This window comes from Nocardioides sp. Soil774 (assembly GCF_001428125.1).
Classification (GTDB): Bacteria; Actinomycetota; Actinomycetes; order Propionibacteriales; family Nocardioidaceae; genus Nocardioides.
Genome location: NZ_LMSM01000006.1, coordinates 39,253 through 56,607, shown reverse-complemented (window position 1 = coordinate 56,607; position 17,355 = coordinate 39,253). Strand labels below are relative to the sequence as shown.

Sequence of the window (17,355 nt, the reverse complement as noted above, 5' to 3'; positions counted from 1 at the left end):
CGAGGCGGCGCACGAGTCGCTAGCGTGAGCGGCGTGCGCACGACGGTGGGTTGGCAGGTCCACGCCGAGGGGGTCGCGCGGCTCCGGGAGTCCTGGGCGGCCGTGCCCCGCGGCGCGCCGGTGCGCCTGGCCAAGCGCACCAGCAACCTCTTCCGCGGCCGGTCGGCGGCCGGCCCGGGACTCGACGTCTCGGGCCTCGAGGGGGTCATCGAGGTCGACGGCGACGTCGCCGAGGTGCAGGGGATGTGCACCTACGAGCACCTCGTCGAGGTGACCTTGGCCCACGGCCGCATCCCGCTGGTCGTGCCGCAGCTGCGCACCATCACGCTCGGCGGGGCGGTGAGCGGCCTCGGCATCGAGGCGACGAGCTTCCGCAGCGGCCTGCCGCACGAGTCGGTGCTCGAGATGGACGTGCTCACCGGATCCGGCGAGGTGGTCACCACCAAGCCGGGCGACGCGCTCTTCGACGCCTTCCCCAACTCCTACGGCTCGCTCGGCTACGCCACGCGGCTGCGCATCGAGCTCGAGCCGGTCGCCCCCTACGTCGCGCTGCGGCACGTGCGCTTCGACGACGCCGACGCACTCGCCGCGGCGGTGGAGCGGATCGTGGCCGACGGCGCCTGGGCCGGTGAGCAGGTGGACGGGCTCGACGGCGTGGCGTTCGAGCCCGGCGAGCTCTACCTCACCCTGGCCCGCTGGACCGACGATCCGGGGCCCACCTCCGACTACACCCGGCAGCAGGTCTTCTTCCGCTCCGTGCAGGAGCGCAGCACCGACCGGCTCACGATCCACGACTACCTCTGGCGCTGGGACACCGACTGGTTCTGGTGCTCGCGGGCCTTCGGTGCCCAGCACCCGGTCGTACGCCGTCTCTGGCCGCGCCGCTTGCGCCGCTCCGACGTCTACTGGAGGCTCGTCGCGCTCGACCGGCGACTCGGCATCGGTGACCGCCTCGACCGCCGGGCCGGGCGCCCGCAGGGGGAGCGCGTGGTGCAGGACGTCGAGATTCCCGTCGACCGGCTGCCCGAGTTCCTCGACTGGTTCGACCGGGAGGTCGGCATGCGGCCGGTCTGGCTGTGCCCGCTGCGGCTGCGCCGGGTCGCCGCGGACACCGAACGGCCGTGGCCGGGATACCCGCTGAGCAGCGGCGAGACCTACGTCAACGTCGGCTTCTGGGGCGTCGTCAACGTCGGACCCGACGCCCCGCGCTCGCCGCGCAACCGTGCCATCGAGGCGAGGGTCTCCGAGCTCGGCGGCCACAAGAGCCTCTACTCCGAGGCGTTCTACGACGCCGACGAGTTCGACCGCCTCTACGGCGGTGAGGAGCTCACGCGCGTCAAGGCCCTGCACGATCCCGACGACCGGCTGACGACCCTCTACGACAAGGTGGTACGACGACGATGAGCCTCGGATCCAACCTCGACGGCGGCGCCCGCGGGCGCCTGACGATCGGCGACGCGATGGACCGGCTGGTGCGGGGCGGGCTGCCGCTGCGCTTCACGGCGTACGACGGCAGCGCGGCGGGGCCGCCGGACGCCGAGCTCGGCATGGACCTGCGCACCGAGCGTGGTCTGGCCTACCTGATGACCGCGCCGGGCGACCTCGGCATGGCGCGCGCCTACGTCAGCGGCGACCTCGACCTCACCGGCGTCCACCCCGGCGACCCCTACGACGCGATGGTGCTGCTCAAGGACCACACGAAGTTCCGGGTGCCCACGCCGACCGAGGCGCTGCGGATCGCGCGCGACCTCGGGCTCTCGCACCTGCGCCCGCCCGCGCCGCCGCCCCAGGAGCACCTGCCGCGCTGGCGCCGGGCGGTCGAGGGCCTGCGCCACTCGATGACCCGCGACGCAGAGGTGATCTCCCACCACTACGACGTGTCCAACCGGTTCTACGAGCTCGTGCTGGGCCCGTCGATGGCCTACACCTGCGCGCTCTACGAGACGCCGTCGGCGAGCCTCGAGCAGGCGCAGGCCGCGAAGTTCGACCTGGTCTGCCGCAAGCTCGCCCTCCAGCCGGGCCAGCGCCTGCTCGACGTCGGCTGCGGCTGGGGCACGATGGTGCGCCACGCCGCCCGCGAGCACGGCGTACGCGCGCTGGGCGTCACGCTCTCGCTCGAGCAGGCCCAGTGGGCCAAGGAGGCCATCGACCGCGAGGGCCTCGGCGACCTCGCCGAGGTGCGCCACCTCGACTACCGCGACGTCGTCGAGTCCGGCTTCGACGCGGTGAGCTCGATCGGGCTGACAGAGCACATCGGCGTGCGCAACTACCCCGCCTACTTCCGCCACCTGCGCGACCGGCTCAAGCCGGGCGGGCGGCTGCTCAACCACTGCATCACCCGACCGCACAACGGCCGGCAGGAGACCGGTGCCTTCATCGACCGCTACGTCTTCCCCGACGGTGAGCTGATCGGCTCGGGCACGATCGTCTCGGCGGCGCAGGACCAGGGCCTCGAGGTGCAGCACAGCGAGAACCTGCGCCTGCACTACGCCGCGACGCTGCGCGACTGGAACCGCAACCTCGTCGAGCACTGGGACGAGTGCGTGGCCGAGGTGGGGGAGGGCACGGCCCGCGTGTGGGGCCTCTACATCGCGGGCTCGCGGATCGGCTTCGAGCGCGACGAGGTCGAGCTGCACCAGGTGCTCGCGACCCGCAACCACGCCGACGGGCGCTCCGACTTCCCGATGCGTCCCGACTGGTGAGCCACCGATAACCTGCTGCGGTGAGCACCCGCGCAGCGCAGTTCCAGGCGACCGTCCGGCGCCGCGAACCGCTGACGGACCACCTCGTCCGGCTCGTCCTCGACGACCTCGACGGCTTCGCCAGCACGGGCGTGCCCGACGAGTGGGTCGGCCTGGTCGTGCCCGGGCAGTTCCAGAGCCGCTACTACACCGTGCGCGACTTCTCCGGCGGAGAGCTGACCCTCGACGTGGTCGTGCACGACGTCGGGCTGGTCACCGAGTGGGCGATGCGCGACTGCGTCGGCGACACGGTCACCATCACCGAGCCGAAGTCCTCCTTCGAGCCCCCGGCGGACGCCTCCTGGCTGCTGCTCGTGGGCGACCTGACCGCGATGCCGGCAATCGCGCGCATCGTCGAGACCCGTCCCGACCTGCCGACCACGGTGCTGGCCGAGGTGCCCGACGACCTGGCCGACTACCTCCCCGCGGGCCCCGACGTCACCTGGCTCAGCCCCCCGTCGCACGGGCAGAGCGCGCTCGCCGAGGTCGTCGAGGGCCTCGACTGGCCGCCCGGCGAGGGCTACTTCTGGATGGCGGGGGAGTCCGCGCAGATGCGCGCGATCCGCAAGCACCTGATGCGCGTGGTCGGGCTGCCCACCAGCCACTACGACGTCATGGGCTACTGGCGCGCCACCGCCGGCCGGCAGCCGCGGGCGGTCGACCCCGGCCCCCTCTGGCGCGCAGGCAAGGCGGCAGGGAAGAGTGACGAGCAGATCTGGGCCGAGTACGACGCAGCGCGAGAGGCGAGCGATGGCTGACGAGCACGACGACATCACCGAGGGCGTCGACCCCGTGGACGCCGACCCCGCCGACGAGCTCGACGACGACCTGGACGAGGACGACGAGCTGGACGAGGACTTCGACCTCTCCGGCGTCGCGCCGGCGGGTGCGTTCTACACCGCGCCCGAGGGCTACCGCAGCGGCTTCGCGTCGTTCGTGGGCCGGCCCAACGCGGGCAAGTCGACGCTCACCAACGCCCTGGTCGGGCAGAAGATCGTCATCACGTCCTCGAAGCCGCAGACCACGCGCAACGTGGTGCGCGGCATCGTGCACCGCGACGACGCCCAGCTGATCCTGGTCGACACCCCCGGCCTGCACCGTCCGCGCACGCTGCTCGGCGAGCGGCTCAACGACCTGGTCCGCACGACGTGGGCCGAGGTCGACGTGGTCGCGGTCTGCTTCCCGGCCAACGAGAAGATCGGGCCCGGTGACCGGTTCCTGGTCACCGAGCTGGCCAAGGTGCGGCGCACGGTGCGGATCGCGGTGGCGACCAAGACCGACCTGGTCACCCCCGAGCAGCTGGGCCAGCACCTGCTGGACATCGCAGCCCTGGGTGCGGAGACCTCGACCGAGTGGGCCGAGATCGTGCCGGTGTCCGCGGTTTCCGGCGACCAGGTGCAGCTGCTGGCCGACCTGCTCGTCGGGCTGCTCCCCGAGGGCCCGCCGCTCTACCCCGACGGCGACCTGACCGACGCGCCCGAGGAGGCGCTGGCCGCCGACCTGATCCGCGAGGCCGCGCTCGAGGGGGTGCGCGACGAGCTTCCCCACTCCATCGCGGTCGTGGTGGAGGAGATGGGCCTGCGCGAGGGCCGTCCCGCCGACAAGCCCCTGCTCGACATCGTCGCCAACCTCTATGTCGAGCGCGACTCGCAGAAGGGGATCATGATCGGCCACAAGGGCTCGCGGCTGCGCTCGGTCGGCACCGCCGCCCGCAAGCAGATCGAGGCGCTGCTGGGCACGCCGGTCTACCTCGACCTGCAGGTCAAGATCGCCAAGGACTGGCAGCGCGACCCGCGCCAGCTGCGCAAGCTCGGCTTCTGACGAGGCGCTCGTCACAGGGGGCGGCGGGTCCGGGCGTTCTGCCCCGCCGGGCCGCGGATCGACCTACGCTTCTCCCCGAGAAGCCAGTTGACCGTCCGGAGGAAGAGCCGTGCTGCCCCGCCGTCCGCGCCTGAGCACCGTCGCCTCCACGGGACTGGTGCTCGCTGCCGTGCTGTCCGCGCTGGTCGCGCTCGACGCGCCGGCGACCGCGGGCCGTGCAGCCGGGCAGCACCTGCGCGCCCGCGAGCGATCGCTGGGCGTGGTGGTCGCGGGCGCCCCGAGCGACCTGTCCGAGGCCAGGTCGCTCGCGCGCCGCACCGACACCGACCTCGACGAGATCACCTTCTACGTCGCGTGGTCGCGCGGCGGCGACTTCCCGGCGGCCGACGCCTCCCGCGTCGTCGCGTCCGGCGCGGTGCCGGAGCTGACCTGGGAGCCGTGGGACCCCGCCGACGGCGTGGACCAGCCGGCGTACGCCCTCGACCGGATCGCCGCCGGCCGCCACGACGCCTACCTCAAGCGGTGGGCGAGGCAGATCAGGGCGTGGGGCAAGCCGCTCGTCATTCGCTTCGCCCACGAGATGAACGGCGACTGGTATCCCTGGGCCGAGGGCGTCAACGGCAACGGTCCCGGCGACCACGCCGCCGCGTGGCGCCACGTGGTCGGGATCTTCCAGCGCGCCGACGTCACCAACGTGACGTGGAGCTGGTCGGCCAACGTGCCCTATCCCGGGTCCACCCCGCTCTCCTCGCTCTACCCCGGTGACGCCTACGTCGACCGCGTCGGCCTCGACGGCTACAACTGGGGCACCACCCAGCCGTGGTCGTCGTGGCAGGCGTTCGGTGACCTCTTCGGCCCCGGCGTGGCCGAGCTCAGGTCGCTCACCTCGCGACCCGTCCACGTCGACGAGACCGCTGCGCCCGAGGGCGCCGGCGGCGACAAGGCGGCCTGGATCGCCGACATGTGGGCCTGGCTCGACGCGCACCCCGAGGTGCGCGGGGTCACCTGGTTCTCGCTCCACAAGGAGGTCGACTGGCGCATCGACAGCTCGGCCGACGCGCTCGCGGCCTGGGGCAGGGGCGCCCGCCGCTACTGAGCGCCGAGAAGGCACTTCGTGCCCGTCCGACCCGGCGAGGAGGCACTTCGTCCCCGTCCGGTCAGGCAGGCACCCAGCAGATCCCGTAGCGCTGACCGGCGTCCCACTGCTCGCGCGTGGGCACCTCCTGCGACCAGGTGAAGTCGAGCGGATCGGCAGCGCGGGCCCGCGCCACGTCGCCGCAGGGGCCCTCCATCCGGTCCGCCACAGCGCCCTGCGCAGGCAGCCTGCGACCGGGGATGTCGACGGTGGCCACCGCCAGCCAGCTGTGCCTCGCCCCGCACGCCACGCGGCGGAAGCCCTTGGTCCCCGGCGCGGCGGTCGCGCACATCGCCACGGCGGGCGCGTCGCCCCAGCCCTTGGTCCGCAGCGGCAGGCGCAGGAGCGTGCGGGGGGAGGCGACCGCCACCACGTCGCACCGGAACCAGTCGGCGCCGGCCTCGGCGCGCTGCGGGCTCGGCGTGAACCACACCGCGCGGGCCATCGTGAGGCGCAGCTCGCGGGGCGCGAGGCCCAGGTGCCGCGGCAGCCGGGAGGTGCACGTCGTACGCGCCTGCCGCTGTGCGGCGTCGGAGTCGACGCGTCGGGTGCGTCCGGCCGGCGTCCGCAGGCGCAGCCGACCCACGAAGTAGGTCTGCGCGGTGTGCTTCCTGCGGCACGCCACCGGGTCGGTCCGGCCGACCACCGCGACGGCCTGGCGGAAGGTCAGCGCGTGGCACTCACCGACCTCCGGCGTGGGCCCGGGGTCGGGCGGCACCGTCTCCGACGGCGTCGTCGTGGCGGTCGGCGTCTCGTCCGGTGCCGCAGGCGCCTCGTCGGGCGACGCGGTGCAGCCCACCAGGACGAGCGCCGCCACCAGGGCGGCGAGGGTGCGCGCCGCCCTCATCCCATCACCAGGGCCGCGAGCGTCCCGCCCAGCTCGTACGCCGACTCGCGCTCGGCCTCGCCCACCTCGCCCAGCACCTCGAGCACCGGCGCCGCCTGGCGCCAGGGCAGCGCGCCGACGATCGACTGCACCGACCGCACGGCGCCGGTCGTGTCGTAGCGGCCGTGGACGTAGAGCCCGAACGGCTTCTTCCCGCCCGCGCCCGCGGCCGCCGACCCGTCGTCGGACAGCGACCCGCCGACCTCGAGGAACAGGCAGTCGAAGAAGTGCTTGAGCGCGCCGCTCATGTAGCCGAAGTTGGCGGGCGTGCCGAGCACGTAGCCGTCCGCGCCGAGCACGTCGTCGGCGCGCGCCTCGAGGGCGTGGCGCACCACCACCTCGACGCCCCTCACCGCGTCGTCGCGCGCACCCGCGACCACCGCGTCGGTCAGCGCCGAGACCGAGGGCGTGGGGGAGTGGTGGACCACCAGCAGACGAGGCATGACGGGAGCCTACGAGGCGAGTAGCGTCGAGCAATGAGCTTCGAGGTGGCGGGTGAGGCCTACGACCGGTTCATGGGTCGCTACTCCAGGCCGCTGGCGTCGGCCTTCGCCGACTGGCTCGGCGTGTCCCCGGGCCAGCGAGCGGTCGACGTCGGCTGCGGTCCCGGCGCACTGACCGCGGTGCTGGCCGAGCGGCTCGGGCCCGACCACGTGGCCGCGGTCGACCCGTCCGAGCCGTTCGTCGCGGCCTGCCGCCAGCGGCTGCCGGGCGTGGACGTGCACCGCGGCACGGCCGAGTCGCTGCCCTTCGCCGACGACAGCTTCGACGTCGCCGCCGCATGCCTGGTCGTGCACTTCATGTCCGACCCCGCCGCCGGGGTCGGTGAGATGGCGCGCGTGACGCGCGACGACGGGTGGGTCGGGGCCACGGTCTGGGACCTCGCCGGCTCGCGCGCACCCATGTGGCCGCTGTGGCAGGCGGTCGCCGAGGTCGCGCCCGAGCACCCCGACGAGAGCGGCTTCCAGGGCGGCTCGCGCGAGAGCCTCGTCGGCATCCTCGGGGCCGCCGGCCTGCGCGACGTGGAGTCCGTGGAGCTGCCGGTGACGGTGACGCACCCCAGCTTCGAGGAGTGGTGGGAGCCCTACCTCCACGGCGTCGGGCCGGCCGGCGAGGCCATCGCGGCGATGGACGAGGAGCGCCGCGCCCGGCTCGAGGCGACCCTGCGGAGGAACCTCGGTGCGGGGCCCTTCGACATCACCGCCGTGGCCTACGCCGGCCGCGGGCGGCCCTGACCCCGGCCCTGACCCCGGCCGGTCCGCGGATCGGGACGCGAGGTGTGGCGTCGCGGGAGGCGGCGTACGCTGGCTCCATCATGATGCGCACCCTCCTCCTTGGCTGCCGCAGCGAGGCCTGACCCGGCCCCCTCGTTGCGGAGTGTGGCGCGTGCCGGTCGCCCCTACAGCCACCTCATCAGCGCAGCGAGGAAGTCATGACCCACCTGAGCAACACCGCGAACCAGCAGGGCAGCAGCCCGATGCCGTTCGGCCGCTACACGCCGTTCGTGCCCGTCGACGTGCCCGACCGCACCTGGCCGACGAGGAAGGTCGAGAAGGCGCCGCGCTGGCTCTCCACCGACCTGCGCGACGGCAACCAGGCGCTGATCGACCCGATGACCCCGGCCCGCAAGCTCACGATGTTCGAGCTGCTGGTGAAGATGGGCTACAAGGAGATCGAGGTCGGCTTCCCGAGCGCGAGCCAGACCGACTTCGACTTCGTGCGCAAGCTCGTCGAGGAGGACCGGATCCCCGACGACGTGCAGATCTCCGTGCTGACCCAGGCCCGTGAGGACCTCATCGAGCGCACCGTGGATTCGCTGGTCGGGGCACCGCGCGCCACGATCCACCTCTACAACGCGACCGCGCCGCTCTTCCAGCGCGTGGTCTTCAACGTCACGCCCGACGAGTGCCGCAACATCGCCGTGCGCGGCACCGAGATGGTGATGAAGTACGCCGAGGAGCGCCTGGGCTCGATCGTGGGCAGCCAGGACTTCGGCTACCAGTACAGCCCCGAGATCTTCACCCAGTCCGACACCGACTTCGCCCTCAGCGTGTGCGAGGCGGTCTCCGACGTGTGGCAGCCCGAGGCGGGCCGCGAGATCATCCTCAACCTGCCGGCGACCGTCGAGATGTCGACGCCCAACACCTACGCCGACCAGATCGAGTACTTCGGGCGCGGCCTGACCCGGCGCGAGCACTCCGCGATCAGCCTGCACCCGCACAACGACCGTGGCACGGCCGTCGCGGCCACCGAGCTGGCCCTGATGGCGGGCGCCGACCGCGTCGAGGGCTGCCTGTTCGGCCACGGCGAGCGCACCGGCAACGTCGACCTGGTCACGCTGGGCATGAACCTGTTCAGCCAGGGCATCGACCCGCAGGTCGACTTCTCCGACATCGACGAGGTGCGGCGCACGGTCGAGTACTGCACCAACCTGCCGGTCCACCCGCGCCACCCCTACGCCGGCGACCTCGTCTACACCGCCTTCTCCGGCTCCCACCAGGACGCCATCAAGAAGGGCCTCGAAGACCTGGACAAGAAGGCTGCGGCCCTCGGCGTGCCGGTGGGCGAGCTGCCGTGGGAGGCGCCGTACCTCCCGATCGACCCCAAGGACGTCGGGCGCACCTACGAGGCGGTCATCCGCGTCAACAGCCAGTCGGGCAAGGGTGGCGTGGCCTACGTGCTGAAGTCCGAGCACAAGCTCGACCTGCCGCGCCGCGCGCAGATCGAGTTCAGCCGGGTTGTCCAGCAGCACACCGACGCCGAGGGTGGCGAGATCACTCCCGAGGAGATCTGGTCGGTCTTCCGCGCCGAGTACCTCGACCGGCGTACGCCGCTGGAGCTCGACACCGTCCACACCTCCAGCGCCGCGGGGGAGAAGGACCAGCTCACGGTGGGCGTCTTCGTCGACGGCGAGCGGCAGGAGCTCACCGGTGAGGGCAACGGCCCGATCGCGGCGTTCGTCGACGCGATCTCCGACCTCGGCCACGACGTCCGCGTCCTCGACTACGCCGAGCACGCGCTCTCGGCCGGTGGCGACGCCATCGCGGCGGCCTACGTCGAGTGTGCGGTGGGCGAGAAGCTGCTCTGGGGCGTCGGGCTCGACGCCAACATCGTCACCGCCTCCCTCAAGGCGGTCATCAGCGCCGTCAACCGCGCCTGAGCCCGATAGTCCGCATCAAGAAGCTCCTGAATGGACGTCCGGGACGAGCCGTTTGATGCGGACTACATTGAGGCCATGCTGGTGAGCGAGCGGATCGGACAGTTCTTCGTCGAGTCCGACGGTGGGCGCGACCGCCTGGAGTACACCGAGTACGGCTCGGGCGACGAGTGGGTCGTGCTGCTGCACGGCCTGCTCATGCCGCGGCGGATGCAGCAGCCGCTCGCGCGCGCGATGGCCGCGCAGGGCCTCCACGTCGTCACCCTCGACCTGCTCGGGCACGGCCGCTCCGACCAGCCCGCCGACCCGCTCGTCTACTCGATGACCTCCTTCGGCGAGCAGGTCGTCGCGCTCCTCGACCACCTCGGCGCCGAGCAGGCCGTCATCGGCGGCACCTCGCTGGGTGCCAACGTCTCGCTCGAGGTCGCGGTGCTGGCCCCGGAGCGGGTCCGGGGACTGATCGTCGAGATGCCGGTGCTCAACAACGCCCTGGTGGCCGGGATCCTGGCGTTCGTGCCGATCATGCTGGCCGCGCGCTACCTGCCGGTCACCGCCAACACGCTCCAGAAGGTGTCCCGCTCGGTGCCGCGCGGCATCGTGCCCTTCTGGGCCGGCGTCTGCCTCGACACCGTCGACCACCGCGCCGACGCGATCGCCTCGGTCCTGCACGGCGTCATCTTCGGCCGGCTGGCCCCGTCGTCGAGCCAGCGCCGGCGCATCCACGCGCCGGTCTTCCTCGTCGGGCACCCGATCGACCCGATCCACCCGTTCGTCGACGCCGACATGCTCGCCGCCGAGCTGCCGCACGTGCGCCTCGAGCGCGCGTCGTCGATCCTCGAGTGGCGGTTCCGTCCCGACCGGCTGACCAAGGCCGCGGCCGAGTTCGCGCTCGACTGCTGGCAGGCCGCGCCCCCGCGCCGCGCGCGCAGCCGCACCTGAGCCGCACCTGAGCCGTCACCCGGGCGGCGGGGTCGCCTTCCCGTCGGGGTCCTGCTCGACGCCGCCGACGAGGCCCTCGACGGCCATCGTCGTGTTGTCGCGCTGGCGCACCAGCACGTAGCCCTGGTCGACGAACACCACGCGGAACAGGCCGTCGCCCAGGTCCTCCACCCGAGTCGGCGCCTCGGGGTTCACCCAGTCGGCCGTCCCGGCGTAGTCGAACTCGCCGTCCGCCGGCGTGGTGCAGTCCCAGCCCTCCGGCTGGTCGATCATGCTGCCCGCGGTGTCGCAGTCCCGCTCCTGCAGCGCGGTGAGGAACCGCTTCGCGGCCACCTCGTAGCCGTTCACGCTGCCGTCGCCGTCGCTGCCACGTCGCGTCAGGGCGAAGGCCAGCGCGGCCACGGCGAGGAGCGCGCAGGCCGCGGCCACCACGGGGAGCGGACGCCGCCAGAGCGGGCCCGATCCGCGCGTCGGTCGCACGGGAGGGGCCGGCGGGGCGGGCACGGGTGAGGTGGTCCCCGCGACTGCGGCCGCCAGCGCGCGGGCGTACGACGTCACGTCGGGCCAGCGGTGCTCGCGGCGCGGCTGCATGGCGGTCCGCACCACCTCGTCCACCGCCTCGGGCACGCCCGGCACCAGCTCGGCCAGCGGCGGCAGCGGCGTGCCGGGGCCCGCCGGACGCGGCGGGCGACCGGTGACCAGGGCACGGGTGACCGCGCCCAGGGCGTAGACGTCCGCCCGGGGGTCGACGGCGACGTCCGGGTCGGCCTGCTCGGGGGCGCCGTAGGCGGGCGTGCCGACGTGGAGCGTTGCTCCGGAGTCGGTGGTCAGCGCCTTGGCGACGCCGAGGTCGGCCACCAGGACCGTGCGGCCGCCCCCCGGCCGGGAGGCGAGGAGCAGGTTCTGCGGCTTGATGTCGCGGTGCACCACGTCGCGGGCGTGCAGCGCCGCGAGCCCCTGCGCGGCCTGCGAGACGATGTCGACGACCTCGGCGGGGGTGGGACGGTGACCGCTCGCGAGCAGGTCGGCCACCGAGCCGCCGTCGGCGTAGGTCATCACGAAGTAGGGCGTGCCGTCGGGGGTGACGCCCACGTCGTGCACCTGCACCAGGTGCGGCGACGACGCGCGGCGCAGCAGCCGCGCCTCGTCGAGGAACCGCTCGCGCACGTCGGCGTCCTGCGCCCAGTTGTCCGCGAGCACCTTGACCGCCACCTCGGAGTCGAGGGCGTCGTCGTGGCACAGCCAGACGGTGGCGAAGCCGCCCGTTCCGATCCGGCGTACGCGACGGAGGCGACCGAGCTGCTCTGGCAACGACACGCGTGCATCCTGCCCCGTCGCCCACACGCCCACACCACCGGCGTGGTGGACAATGGGGGCGTGCCCCTCTACCGCGACGAGGCGGTCGTGCTGCGCACCCACAAGCTGGGTGAGGCCGACCGCATCATCACCCTGCTGACGCGTCAGCACGGGCGGGTGCGCGCGGTGGCCAAGGGCGTGCGCCGTACGACGTCGCGCTGGGGCTCGCGGCTCGAGCCCTTCACCCACGTCGACCTCCAGCTCGCCGAGGGCCGCAGCCTCGACGTGGTCACGCAGGCCGAGACCCTGGACCCGTTCAACGCCCGCCTCGGGCTCGACTACGACCGCTACACCGCGGGCACCGTGATGCTGGAGACCGCCGAGCGCCTGGTGACCGAGGAGAAGGAGCCGGCTGTCCAGCAGTTCCTGCTGCTGGTCGGCGGCCTGCGCGCCATGGCCGGCGGCGAGCACCCCGCCAAGCAGGTCCTCGACTCCTACCTCCTGCGCTCGCTGTCGGTCGCCGGCTACGCGCCGTCCTTCGACCACTGCGTGCAGTGCGGGGTGGAGGGGCCCCACCGGTTCTTCAACCCCTCCGCCGGCGGCGTGCTCTGCACCTCCGACCGCCTCCCCGGCTCGGCGACCCCGGCGACGGAGACCGTGCGCGTGCTGGGCGCGCTGCTGGTGGGCGACTGGCCGGTCGTGCACGCGGCCGACCCGCGGCACCTGCGCGAGGCGAGCACGCTGGTCTCGGCCTACCTCGCCTGGCACCTCGAGCGCGGGCTGCGCTCGATGGCGTACGTCGAGCGCTGACCCGCTCGCGCCCGCAGGTCCTTCGGCTCTGGCGACGCAGCTCCGACAGCGGGAGCGTGGAGTCATGAGGTATGCACACCACGGGGCCACGTCCCACGACGGCCGGGCAGCCGCCACGTTCTCCCGGCAGCTGGCGGCCCTCTCGCTCGTCGTCCTGCTCACCGGCGCAGTCCTCTTCGCAGGTGCCTGGCTGGTCGGGGGCCAGGACGCCGTCTCCGACAACTGGGTCGGCGTGACGGTCGTCGTGGCGTTGTTCGCCGGGCTCGCCGGCACGTTCACGGCACTGTTCACCGCGGTCGTGGCAATGGTCCGCCACGAGCCGTGGCGGCACCTGTGGCTGCCGCTGGCGGCCTTCCCGGCCGTCGTCCTGGTCGTCGCGCTCCTCGAGGCGTTCGTCTTCGAGTGACACCGGCACCGGCGCGAGCCACGGCCGTACGACACGCCCGGCCTGCACGTTGAGTCGCTGGGCGACTCAAGGGCCAGTGCTCGCTGGGCGCACGCCGTCCGCGACTACGCTGGCGGCCGTGAAGCGACAGGTGAGGCCGCCCACCCCGCACCCCAGCGGTGCGACGCCGCCGCAGGTGCCGAAGGAGCTCGTGCCCGGGCACGTCGCGATCGTGATGGACGGCAACGGCCGCTGGGCCAAGGACCGCGGGCTGCCGCGCACCAAGGGCCACGAGCAGGGCGAGTCGTCGCTCTTCGACGTCGTCGAGGGGGCGATCGAGATCGGCGTCAAGGCCGTCTCTGCCTATGCCTTCTCCACCGAGAACTGGTCGCGCTCGCCCGACGAGGTGCGCTTCCTCATGGGCTTCAACCGTGACGTGATCCGCCGCCGTCGCGACGAGATGCACGAGCTCGGCGTACGGGTGCGCTGGGCCGGTCGCGCGCCCCGGCTGTGGCGCTCGGTCATCAAGGAGCTCCAGGTCGCCGAGGAGCTGACGAAGGACAACGACGTCCTGACCCTCACGATGTGCGTCAACTACGGCGGTCGCGCCGAGCTCGCCGACGCTGCGCGCTCCATCGCGCGCGAGGTCGCGGCCGGCCGGCTCAACCCCGACAAGGTCGACGAGAAGACCTTCGCGCGCCACCTCTACGTCCCCGAGCTGCCCGACGCCGACCTCGTGTGGCGCACGTCGGGGGAGCAGCGGCTGTCCAACTTCATGCTGTGGCAGGCGGCCTACAGCGAGATGGTCTTCACCGACGTGCTGTGGCCCGACGTCGACCGCCGTCACCTGTGGGCCGCGATCGAGACGTACGCCGCCCGCGACCGTCGCTACGGCGGGGCGCTGCCCAACGCCTGAGCCCTAGCGGCAGGCCGGGCAGGTGCCGAAGATCTCCAGCGTGTGGCTGATCTCGGCGAAGCCGTGCTCCGAGGCGATCGCGTTGGTCCACCGCTCGACGGCCGGGCCCTCGACCTCGACCGTCGCGCCGCAGGTGCGGCACACGAGGTGGTGGTGGTGCGTGTCGGAGCAGCTGCGCCAGATGGCCTCGCCGTCCTCGTTGCGCAGCATGTCGACCTCGCCCGCGTCGGCGAGCGCCGCGAGCGTGCGGTAGACGGTGGCCAGGCCCACAGAGTCGCCCTGGCGCGAGATCAGGTCGTGGATCTCCTGCGCGCTGCGGAAGTCGTCGAAGCCGGCGAGGGCCGCTGCGACCGCGAGCCGCTGCCGGGTGGGCCGGACCGCGGGCCGCGCGCCGTGCTCAGTGCTCGTCATAGTGCTCTCCGTGCGGGGCGTGGCGGTGGCCGTCGTGGACGTAGTCGACGTGGTCGCCGTGGGGGACCGCCGGGTGCCCGCAGGCCTCCCCGTGCTCGTGGTCGTGCTCGTGGTCGTGCGCCCGGTCGTCGTGTCCGGCCATCCGGTGCGTGTCGGGGACGCCGGGGTCTCCTGACGACTCGTCTCCCACGATCGGGAAGGGCTCAGCCAGGCGCCGGCGCCGGCGCAGCCAGACCCCCAAGGGCCAGGTGGCCGCGAACATCGCCAGCGCCAGGAGCACGATGGACGGACCAGGGGCCACCGTCGCCCGTGCCGAGAGCCAGGCGCTGACGACCAGGCCGCCGACCGCGGCGACGCCGCCGAGGACCATCGCGGCGACGAGGGTCGAGCGGAACGACCGCGCCAGCTGCTGCGACGTGGCGACCGGCACCACCATCAGGGCTGACACCAGCAGCAGCCCGACCGTGCGCATGGCGACGGTGACGCTGACCGCGGCAAGCACCGCGACCAGCAGGTTGTAGGAGCGGACCCGGAGCCCGGCGACCCGGGCAAACTCGGGGTCGGAGGCCACGGCGAAGAGCTGGGGGAGCAGACCGAGGGTGAGCGTCAGGACCACGACGGCCAGGCCGGCGGTGTACCAGACCTCGGTGGCGCTGATGCTCGTCACCGACCCGAACAGGTAGACCTGCAGGCTGGCCGCGCCCTCACCGGCCAGGCCGGTGATCAGCACGCCGCCCGCCAGGCCGCCGTAGAAGAGCAGGGCCAGGGCGACGTCGCCGTTGGTGTGCCCCTGTTCGCGGATGACCTCGATGAGCACCGCTCCGAGGATCGCCACCACGACGGCCGTCCAGGTCGGCGAGGTGCCGGTGAGGAGGCCGAGCGCGACGCCGGTGACGGCGACGTGCCCGATGCCGTCCCCGAGCAGGGCCAGGCGGCGCTGCACGAGGAAGGTGCCGATCCCCGGTGCCGCGAGGCCGGTGAGCAGCGCGGCGAGGAGGGCGCGCTGCATGAAGTCGTGGCGCAGGAGGTCGAGCAGCTCCGTGGGGCTCATCGGTGTCCCTCCCGGTGGTCGTGGGACAGCCTGTCGAACGGCGAGCCGACGTGCGGCACGTGGTCGTGGTGGGCGTCGACGGGGTGGTGGTGGCCGTGGACGTCCTCGTGCGACAGCGGGGTGCCGTCGTAGGCGATCCGCCCGTCGCGCATCACGACCGCCCGATCGACCAGCGGCGCCAGCGGGCCGAGCTCGTGGGCGACGAGGACGACGGTCGCGCCGCGGCCGGACAGGGTGTGGAGGGCGTCCGCGAGGGCCTGCTGGTTGGGCAGGTCGACGCCGGCGGTCGGTTCGTCGAGGAAGAACAGCTCGGGCTCGCCGGCGAGCGCACGTGCGATGAGGACCCGCTGCTGCTGGCCTCCGGAGAGGGTGGAGACGCCGTCGCCGGCCCTGTCCGCAAGCCCGACGACGTCGAGCGCGTCGGCCACTGCGGCGCGGTCGGCGCGGCTCGTGGGGCGCAGCAGGCCCCGCCGGGTCAGCCGACCGGAGGCGACGACCTCGCGCACGCTGGCCGGGACGCCGCCCGTCGCGGTGCCGCGCTGCGGGACGTAGCCCAGGCGGTGCCGCGCGCGGAAGTCGTGCAGCGGGGTGCCGAAGAGGAGGACCGTCCCCTGCGTCAACGGCCGGAGCCCGGTCAGGGCGCGCACGAGGGTGCTCTTGCCCGAGCCGTTGGCTCCCATCAGGGCCACGAACTCGCCCTCGCGCACGACGAGGTCGTTGCCGCGCAGGACGGGACGTCCGCCGATGGCGACGGTGACGTCGCGCGCCTCGACGACGGGGGAGCCGGTGGTGTTCAGCATCCGTTGGCTCGCTGGAGAGCGGCGAGGTTGTGCTGCATGAGAGCAACGTAGTCGCCCGCGGCGTCGCCCTCGCCCGGTCCCTCGAGGGGGTCGAGCACGGCCGTCTCGACCCCGGTGTCCGACGCCAGGGTCTCGGCCATCGCGGGGGAGGCCAGCCGCTCGGAGAAGACGGTGGTGATGCCCTCGTCGGCGATCAGCTGCTCGAGGTCGGCGAGCACCGCGGGCGTGGGCTCGGCGTCGGGGGAGAGCCCGGCGATCGCCTCGAAGTGCAGGCCGTAGCGCTCGAGGTAGCCGAACGCCTCGTGGCTGACCACGACGGTGTCGCGCTCGCAGTCGGCGAGGCCGGTCGTGTACTCCGCGTCGAGATCCTCCAGGCGGGTGCGCAGGTCGTCCGCACGGGCCCGGTACGCCGTCGCCCCGTCGGGGTCGGCCTCGGCGAGCGCGTCGGCCACCGTGTCGCCGAGGTCGGCCATCAGCAACGGGTCCTGCCAGAAGTGCGGGTCGGTGTCGCCGTGGTCGTGCCCGTCGTCGGAGGAGTGCTCGTCGACACCGTCCTCGTCGTGGCTGTGCTGCTCGTCCATCGAGCGCAGCGCCACCGCGTCGGCGGCGTCGACGAGCACGCCCTCCGCGACGGTGTCGACGGCGTCGTCGACGGCCGGCTGGAAACCGCGCTCGAAGACCACGACGGCGCCCTCCTCCAGGTCGACGGTCTGGGCGATGCCCATCTCGAGGTCGTGGGGCTCGCCGCCCGGCCGGGTGAGGTTGGAGACGGTCCAGTCCGCGCCCGCCACCTGCTCGGTGACCCAGGCGAGGGGGAAGAACGCCGCGACGGCCTTGTGGTCCGACCCGGCACCCGAGCCGGTGCCGGATCCAGGTCCGCCGCACGCCGCGAGCAGCAGCGCGCCGACGACGGCGAGCGGGAGGACGCGAGGACTGACGGACATGAGAACGATTCTCACGGTAGTTGAGAACCGTTGTCAAACCGATCCCGCCGGACCACCCGGCTA

General features: G+C 73.2%; 18 protein-coding genes. 11 read left to right on the top strand and 7 right to left on the bottom strand.

Annotated features, from left to right (window positions below):
• Positions 1 to 33: 33 nt before the first annotated feature.
• The 5 genes from ASG76_RS05825 to ASG76_RS05805 all read left to right on the top strand — a co-directional run bounded on the left by ASG76_RS05825 (position 34) and on the right by ASG76_RS05805 (position 5,658).
• Positions 34 to 1,404 (top strand): FAD-binding oxidoreductase, encoded by a 1,371-nt coding sequence (locus tag ASG76_RS05825; RefSeq protein WP_235529428.1) that lies wholly within the window; start codon positions 34 to 36, stop codon positions 1,402 to 1,404.
• Positions 1,401 to 2,702 carry a class I SAM-dependent methyltransferase gene (locus tag ASG76_RS05820; protein WP_056601177.1) on the top strand — a complete coding sequence of 434 codons (1,302 nt, stop codon included), beginning with the start codon at positions 1,401 to 1,403 and terminating at the stop codon, positions 2,700 to 2,702. The genes ASG76_RS05825 and ASG76_RS05820 overlap by 4 nt, the downstream gene beginning before the upstream one ends.
• A gap of 20 nt (positions 2,703 to 2,722) precedes the next feature.
• Positions 2,723 to 3,499 carry a siderophore-interacting protein gene (locus tag ASG76_RS05815; protein ID WP_056601176.1) on the top strand — a complete coding sequence of 259 codons (777 nt, stop codon included), beginning with the start codon at positions 2,723 to 2,725 and terminating at the stop codon, positions 3,497 to 3,499.
• Positions 3,492 to 4,562 (top strand): GTPase Era, encoded by a 1,071-nt coding sequence (era, locus tag ASG76_RS05810; protein ID WP_082587302.1) that lies wholly within the window; start codon positions 3,492 to 3,494, stop codon positions 4,560 to 4,562. The genes ASG76_RS05815 and era overlap by 8 nt, the downstream gene beginning before the upstream one ends.
• Positions 4,563 to 4,671: 109 nt before the next feature.
• Positions 4,672 to 5,658: a glycoside hydrolase family 26 protein gene (locus ASG76_RS05805; protein ID WP_056601174.1), complete on the top strand. Its 987-nt coding sequence runs from the start codon at positions 4,672 to 4,674 to the stop codon at positions 5,656 to 5,658.
• Between the two features lie 61 nt (positions 5,659 to 5,719).
• On the opposite strand, the gene ASG76_RS05800 is transcribed toward ASG76_RS05805, so the two are convergent.
• A complete protein-coding gene (locus tag ASG76_RS05800) occupies positions 5,720 to 6,544 on the bottom strand; it encodes a septum formation family protein (RefSeq protein ID WP_056601168.1) in 825 nt (274 codons plus the stop codon).
• On the bottom strand, positions 6,541 to 7,026 hold the full coding sequence (locus ASG76_RS05795) for a flavodoxin family protein (protein WP_056601162.1): 486 nt from the start codon (positions 7,024 to 7,026) through the stop codon (positions 6,541 to 6,543). Before ASG76_RS05795 ends, ASG76_RS05800 begins: the two co-directional genes overlap by 4 nt.
• Before the next feature lie 33 nt (positions 7,027 to 7,059).
• Here ASG76_RS05795 and ASG76_RS05790 point away from each other — a divergent pair, with 33 nt between their 5' ends.
• From ASG76_RS05790 to ASG76_RS05780, 3 genes are all read left to right on the top strand, one after another.
• Entirely contained in the window at positions 7,060 to 7,818 is a 759-nt protein-coding gene (locus ASG76_RS05790) for a class I SAM-dependent methyltransferase (protein ID WP_056601160.1), read from the top strand.
• Between the two features lie 197 nt (positions 7,819 to 8,015).
• Entirely contained in the window at positions 8,016 to 9,743 is a 1,728-nt protein-coding gene (leuA, locus tag ASG76_RS05785; RefSeq protein ID WP_056601158.1) for a 2-isopropylmalate synthase, read from the top strand.
• Between the two features lie 75 nt (positions 9,744 to 9,818).
• Positions 9,819 to 10,679: an alpha/beta fold hydrolase gene (locus ASG76_RS05780; protein ID WP_056601157.1), complete on the top strand. Its 861-nt coding sequence runs from the start codon at positions 9,819 to 9,821 to the stop codon at positions 10,677 to 10,679.
• 15 nt (positions 10,680 to 10,694) lie between these two features.
• On the opposite strand, the gene ASG76_RS05775 is transcribed toward ASG76_RS05780, so the two are convergent.
• On the bottom strand, positions 10,695 to 11,996 hold the full coding sequence (locus ASG76_RS05775; protein ID WP_056601156.1) for a serine/threonine-protein kinase: 1,302 nt from the start codon (positions 11,994 to 11,996) through the stop codon (positions 10,695 to 10,697).
• Between the two features lie 60 nt (positions 11,997 to 12,056).
• Here ASG76_RS05775 and recO point away from each other — a divergent pair, with 60 nt between their 5' ends.
• From recO to ASG76_RS05760, 3 genes are all read left to right on the top strand, one after another.
• Positions 12,057 to 12,785, top strand: coding sequence for a DNA repair protein RecO (gene recO / locus ASG76_RS05770; RefSeq protein WP_056601154.1), 729 nt, complete (start codon positions 12,057 to 12,059; stop codon positions 12,783 to 12,785).
• 64 nt (positions 12,786 to 12,849) lie between these two features.
• Positions 12,850 to 13,191, top strand: coding sequence for a hypothetical protein (locus tag ASG76_RS05765; protein WP_056601152.1), 342 nt, complete (start codon positions 12,850 to 12,852; stop codon positions 13,189 to 13,191).
• Between the two features lie 118 nt (positions 13,192 to 13,309).
• Entirely contained in the window at positions 13,310 to 14,086 is a 777-nt protein-coding gene (locus tag ASG76_RS05760) for an isoprenyl transferase (RefSeq protein ID WP_056601150.1), read from the top strand.
• 3 nt (positions 14,087 to 14,089) lie between these two features.
• Here the strand turns inward: ASG76_RS05760 and ASG76_RS05755 are convergent, their stop codons facing one another.
• Genes ASG76_RS05755 through ASG76_RS05740 form a run of 4 tightly spaced genes read right to left on the bottom strand, consistent with a single transcriptional unit; the run spans position 14,090 to position 17,292 of the window.
• Positions 14,090 to 14,497 carry a Fur family transcriptional regulator gene (locus tag ASG76_RS05755; RefSeq protein ID WP_056601147.1) on the bottom strand — a complete coding sequence of 136 codons (408 nt, stop codon included), beginning with the start codon at positions 14,495 to 14,497 and terminating at the stop codon, positions 14,090 to 14,092.
• The gene (locus tag ASG76_RS05750) at positions 14,484 to 15,548 is read right to left on the bottom strand and encodes a metal ABC transporter permease (RefSeq protein WP_056601145.1); all 1,065 of its coding nucleotides are present in this window, start codon (positions 15,546 to 15,548) and stop codon (positions 14,484 to 14,486) included. The genes ASG76_RS05755 and ASG76_RS05750 overlap by 14 nt, the downstream gene beginning before the upstream one ends.
• Entirely contained in the window at positions 15,545 to 16,348 is an 804-nt protein-coding gene (locus ASG76_RS05745; protein WP_056601143.1) for a metal ABC transporter ATP-binding protein, read from the bottom strand. Before ASG76_RS05745 ends, ASG76_RS05750 begins: the two co-directional genes overlap by 4 nt.
• Positions 16,342 to 17,292, bottom strand: a complete 951-nt coding sequence (locus tag ASG76_RS05740) for a metal ABC transporter substrate-binding protein (protein WP_056601141.1) — start codon at positions 17,290 to 17,292, stop codon at positions 16,342 to 16,344. The genes ASG76_RS05745 and ASG76_RS05740 overlap by 7 nt, the downstream gene beginning before the upstream one ends.
• Between the last annotated feature and the right edge of the window lie 63 nt (positions 17,293 to 17,355).

Excerpts from the sequence above, each read along its gene's own strand:
- ASG76_RS05750 (WP_056601145.1), bottom strand. The coding sequence starts at position 15,548 with ATGAGCCCCACGGAGCTGCTCGACCTCCTGCGCCACGACTTCATGCAG.
- ASG76_RS05745 (WP_056601143.1), bottom strand. The coding sequence starts at position 16,348 with ATGCTGAACACCACCGGCTCCCCCGTCGTCGAGGCGCGCGACGTCACC.
- ASG76_RS05755 (WP_056601147.1), bottom strand. The coding sequence starts at position 14,497 with ATGACGAGCACTGAGCACGGCGCGCGGCCCGCGGTCCGGCCCACCCGG.
- ASG76_RS05780 (WP_056601157.1), top strand. The coding sequence starts at position 9,819 with ATGCTGGTGAGCGAGCGGATCGGACAGTTCTTCGTCGAGTCCGACGGT.
- ASG76_RS05800 (WP_056601168.1), bottom strand. The coding sequence starts at position 6,544 with ATGAGGGCGGCGCGCACCCTCGCCGCCCTGGTGGCGGCGCTCGTCCTG.
- leuA (WP_056601158.1), top strand. The coding sequence starts at position 8,016 with ATGACCCACCTGAGCAACACCGCGAACCAGCAGGGCAGCAGCCCGATG.
- ASG76_RS05795 (WP_056601162.1), bottom strand. The coding sequence starts at position 7,026 with ATGCCTCGTCTGCTGGTGGTCCACCACTCCCCCACGCCCTCGGTCTCG.
- ASG76_RS05765 (WP_056601152.1), top strand. The coding sequence starts at position 12,850 with ATGAGGTATGCACACCACGGGGCCACGTCCCACGACGGCCGGGCAGCC.
- ASG76_RS05820 (WP_056601177.1), top strand. The coding sequence starts at position 1,401 with ATGAGCCTCGGATCCAACCTCGACGGCGGCGCCCGCGGGCGCCTGACG.
- ASG76_RS05790 (WP_056601160.1), top strand. The coding sequence starts at position 7,060 with ATGAGCTTCGAGGTGGCGGGTGAGGCCTACGACCGGTTCATGGGTCGC.
- era (WP_082587302.1), top strand. The coding sequence starts at position 3,492 with ATGGCTGACGAGCACGACGACATCACCGAGGGCGTCGACCCCGTGGAC.
- ASG76_RS05740 (WP_056601141.1), bottom strand. The coding sequence starts at position 17,292 with ATGTCCGTCAGTCCTCGCGTCCTCCCGCTCGCCGTCGTCGGCGCGCTG.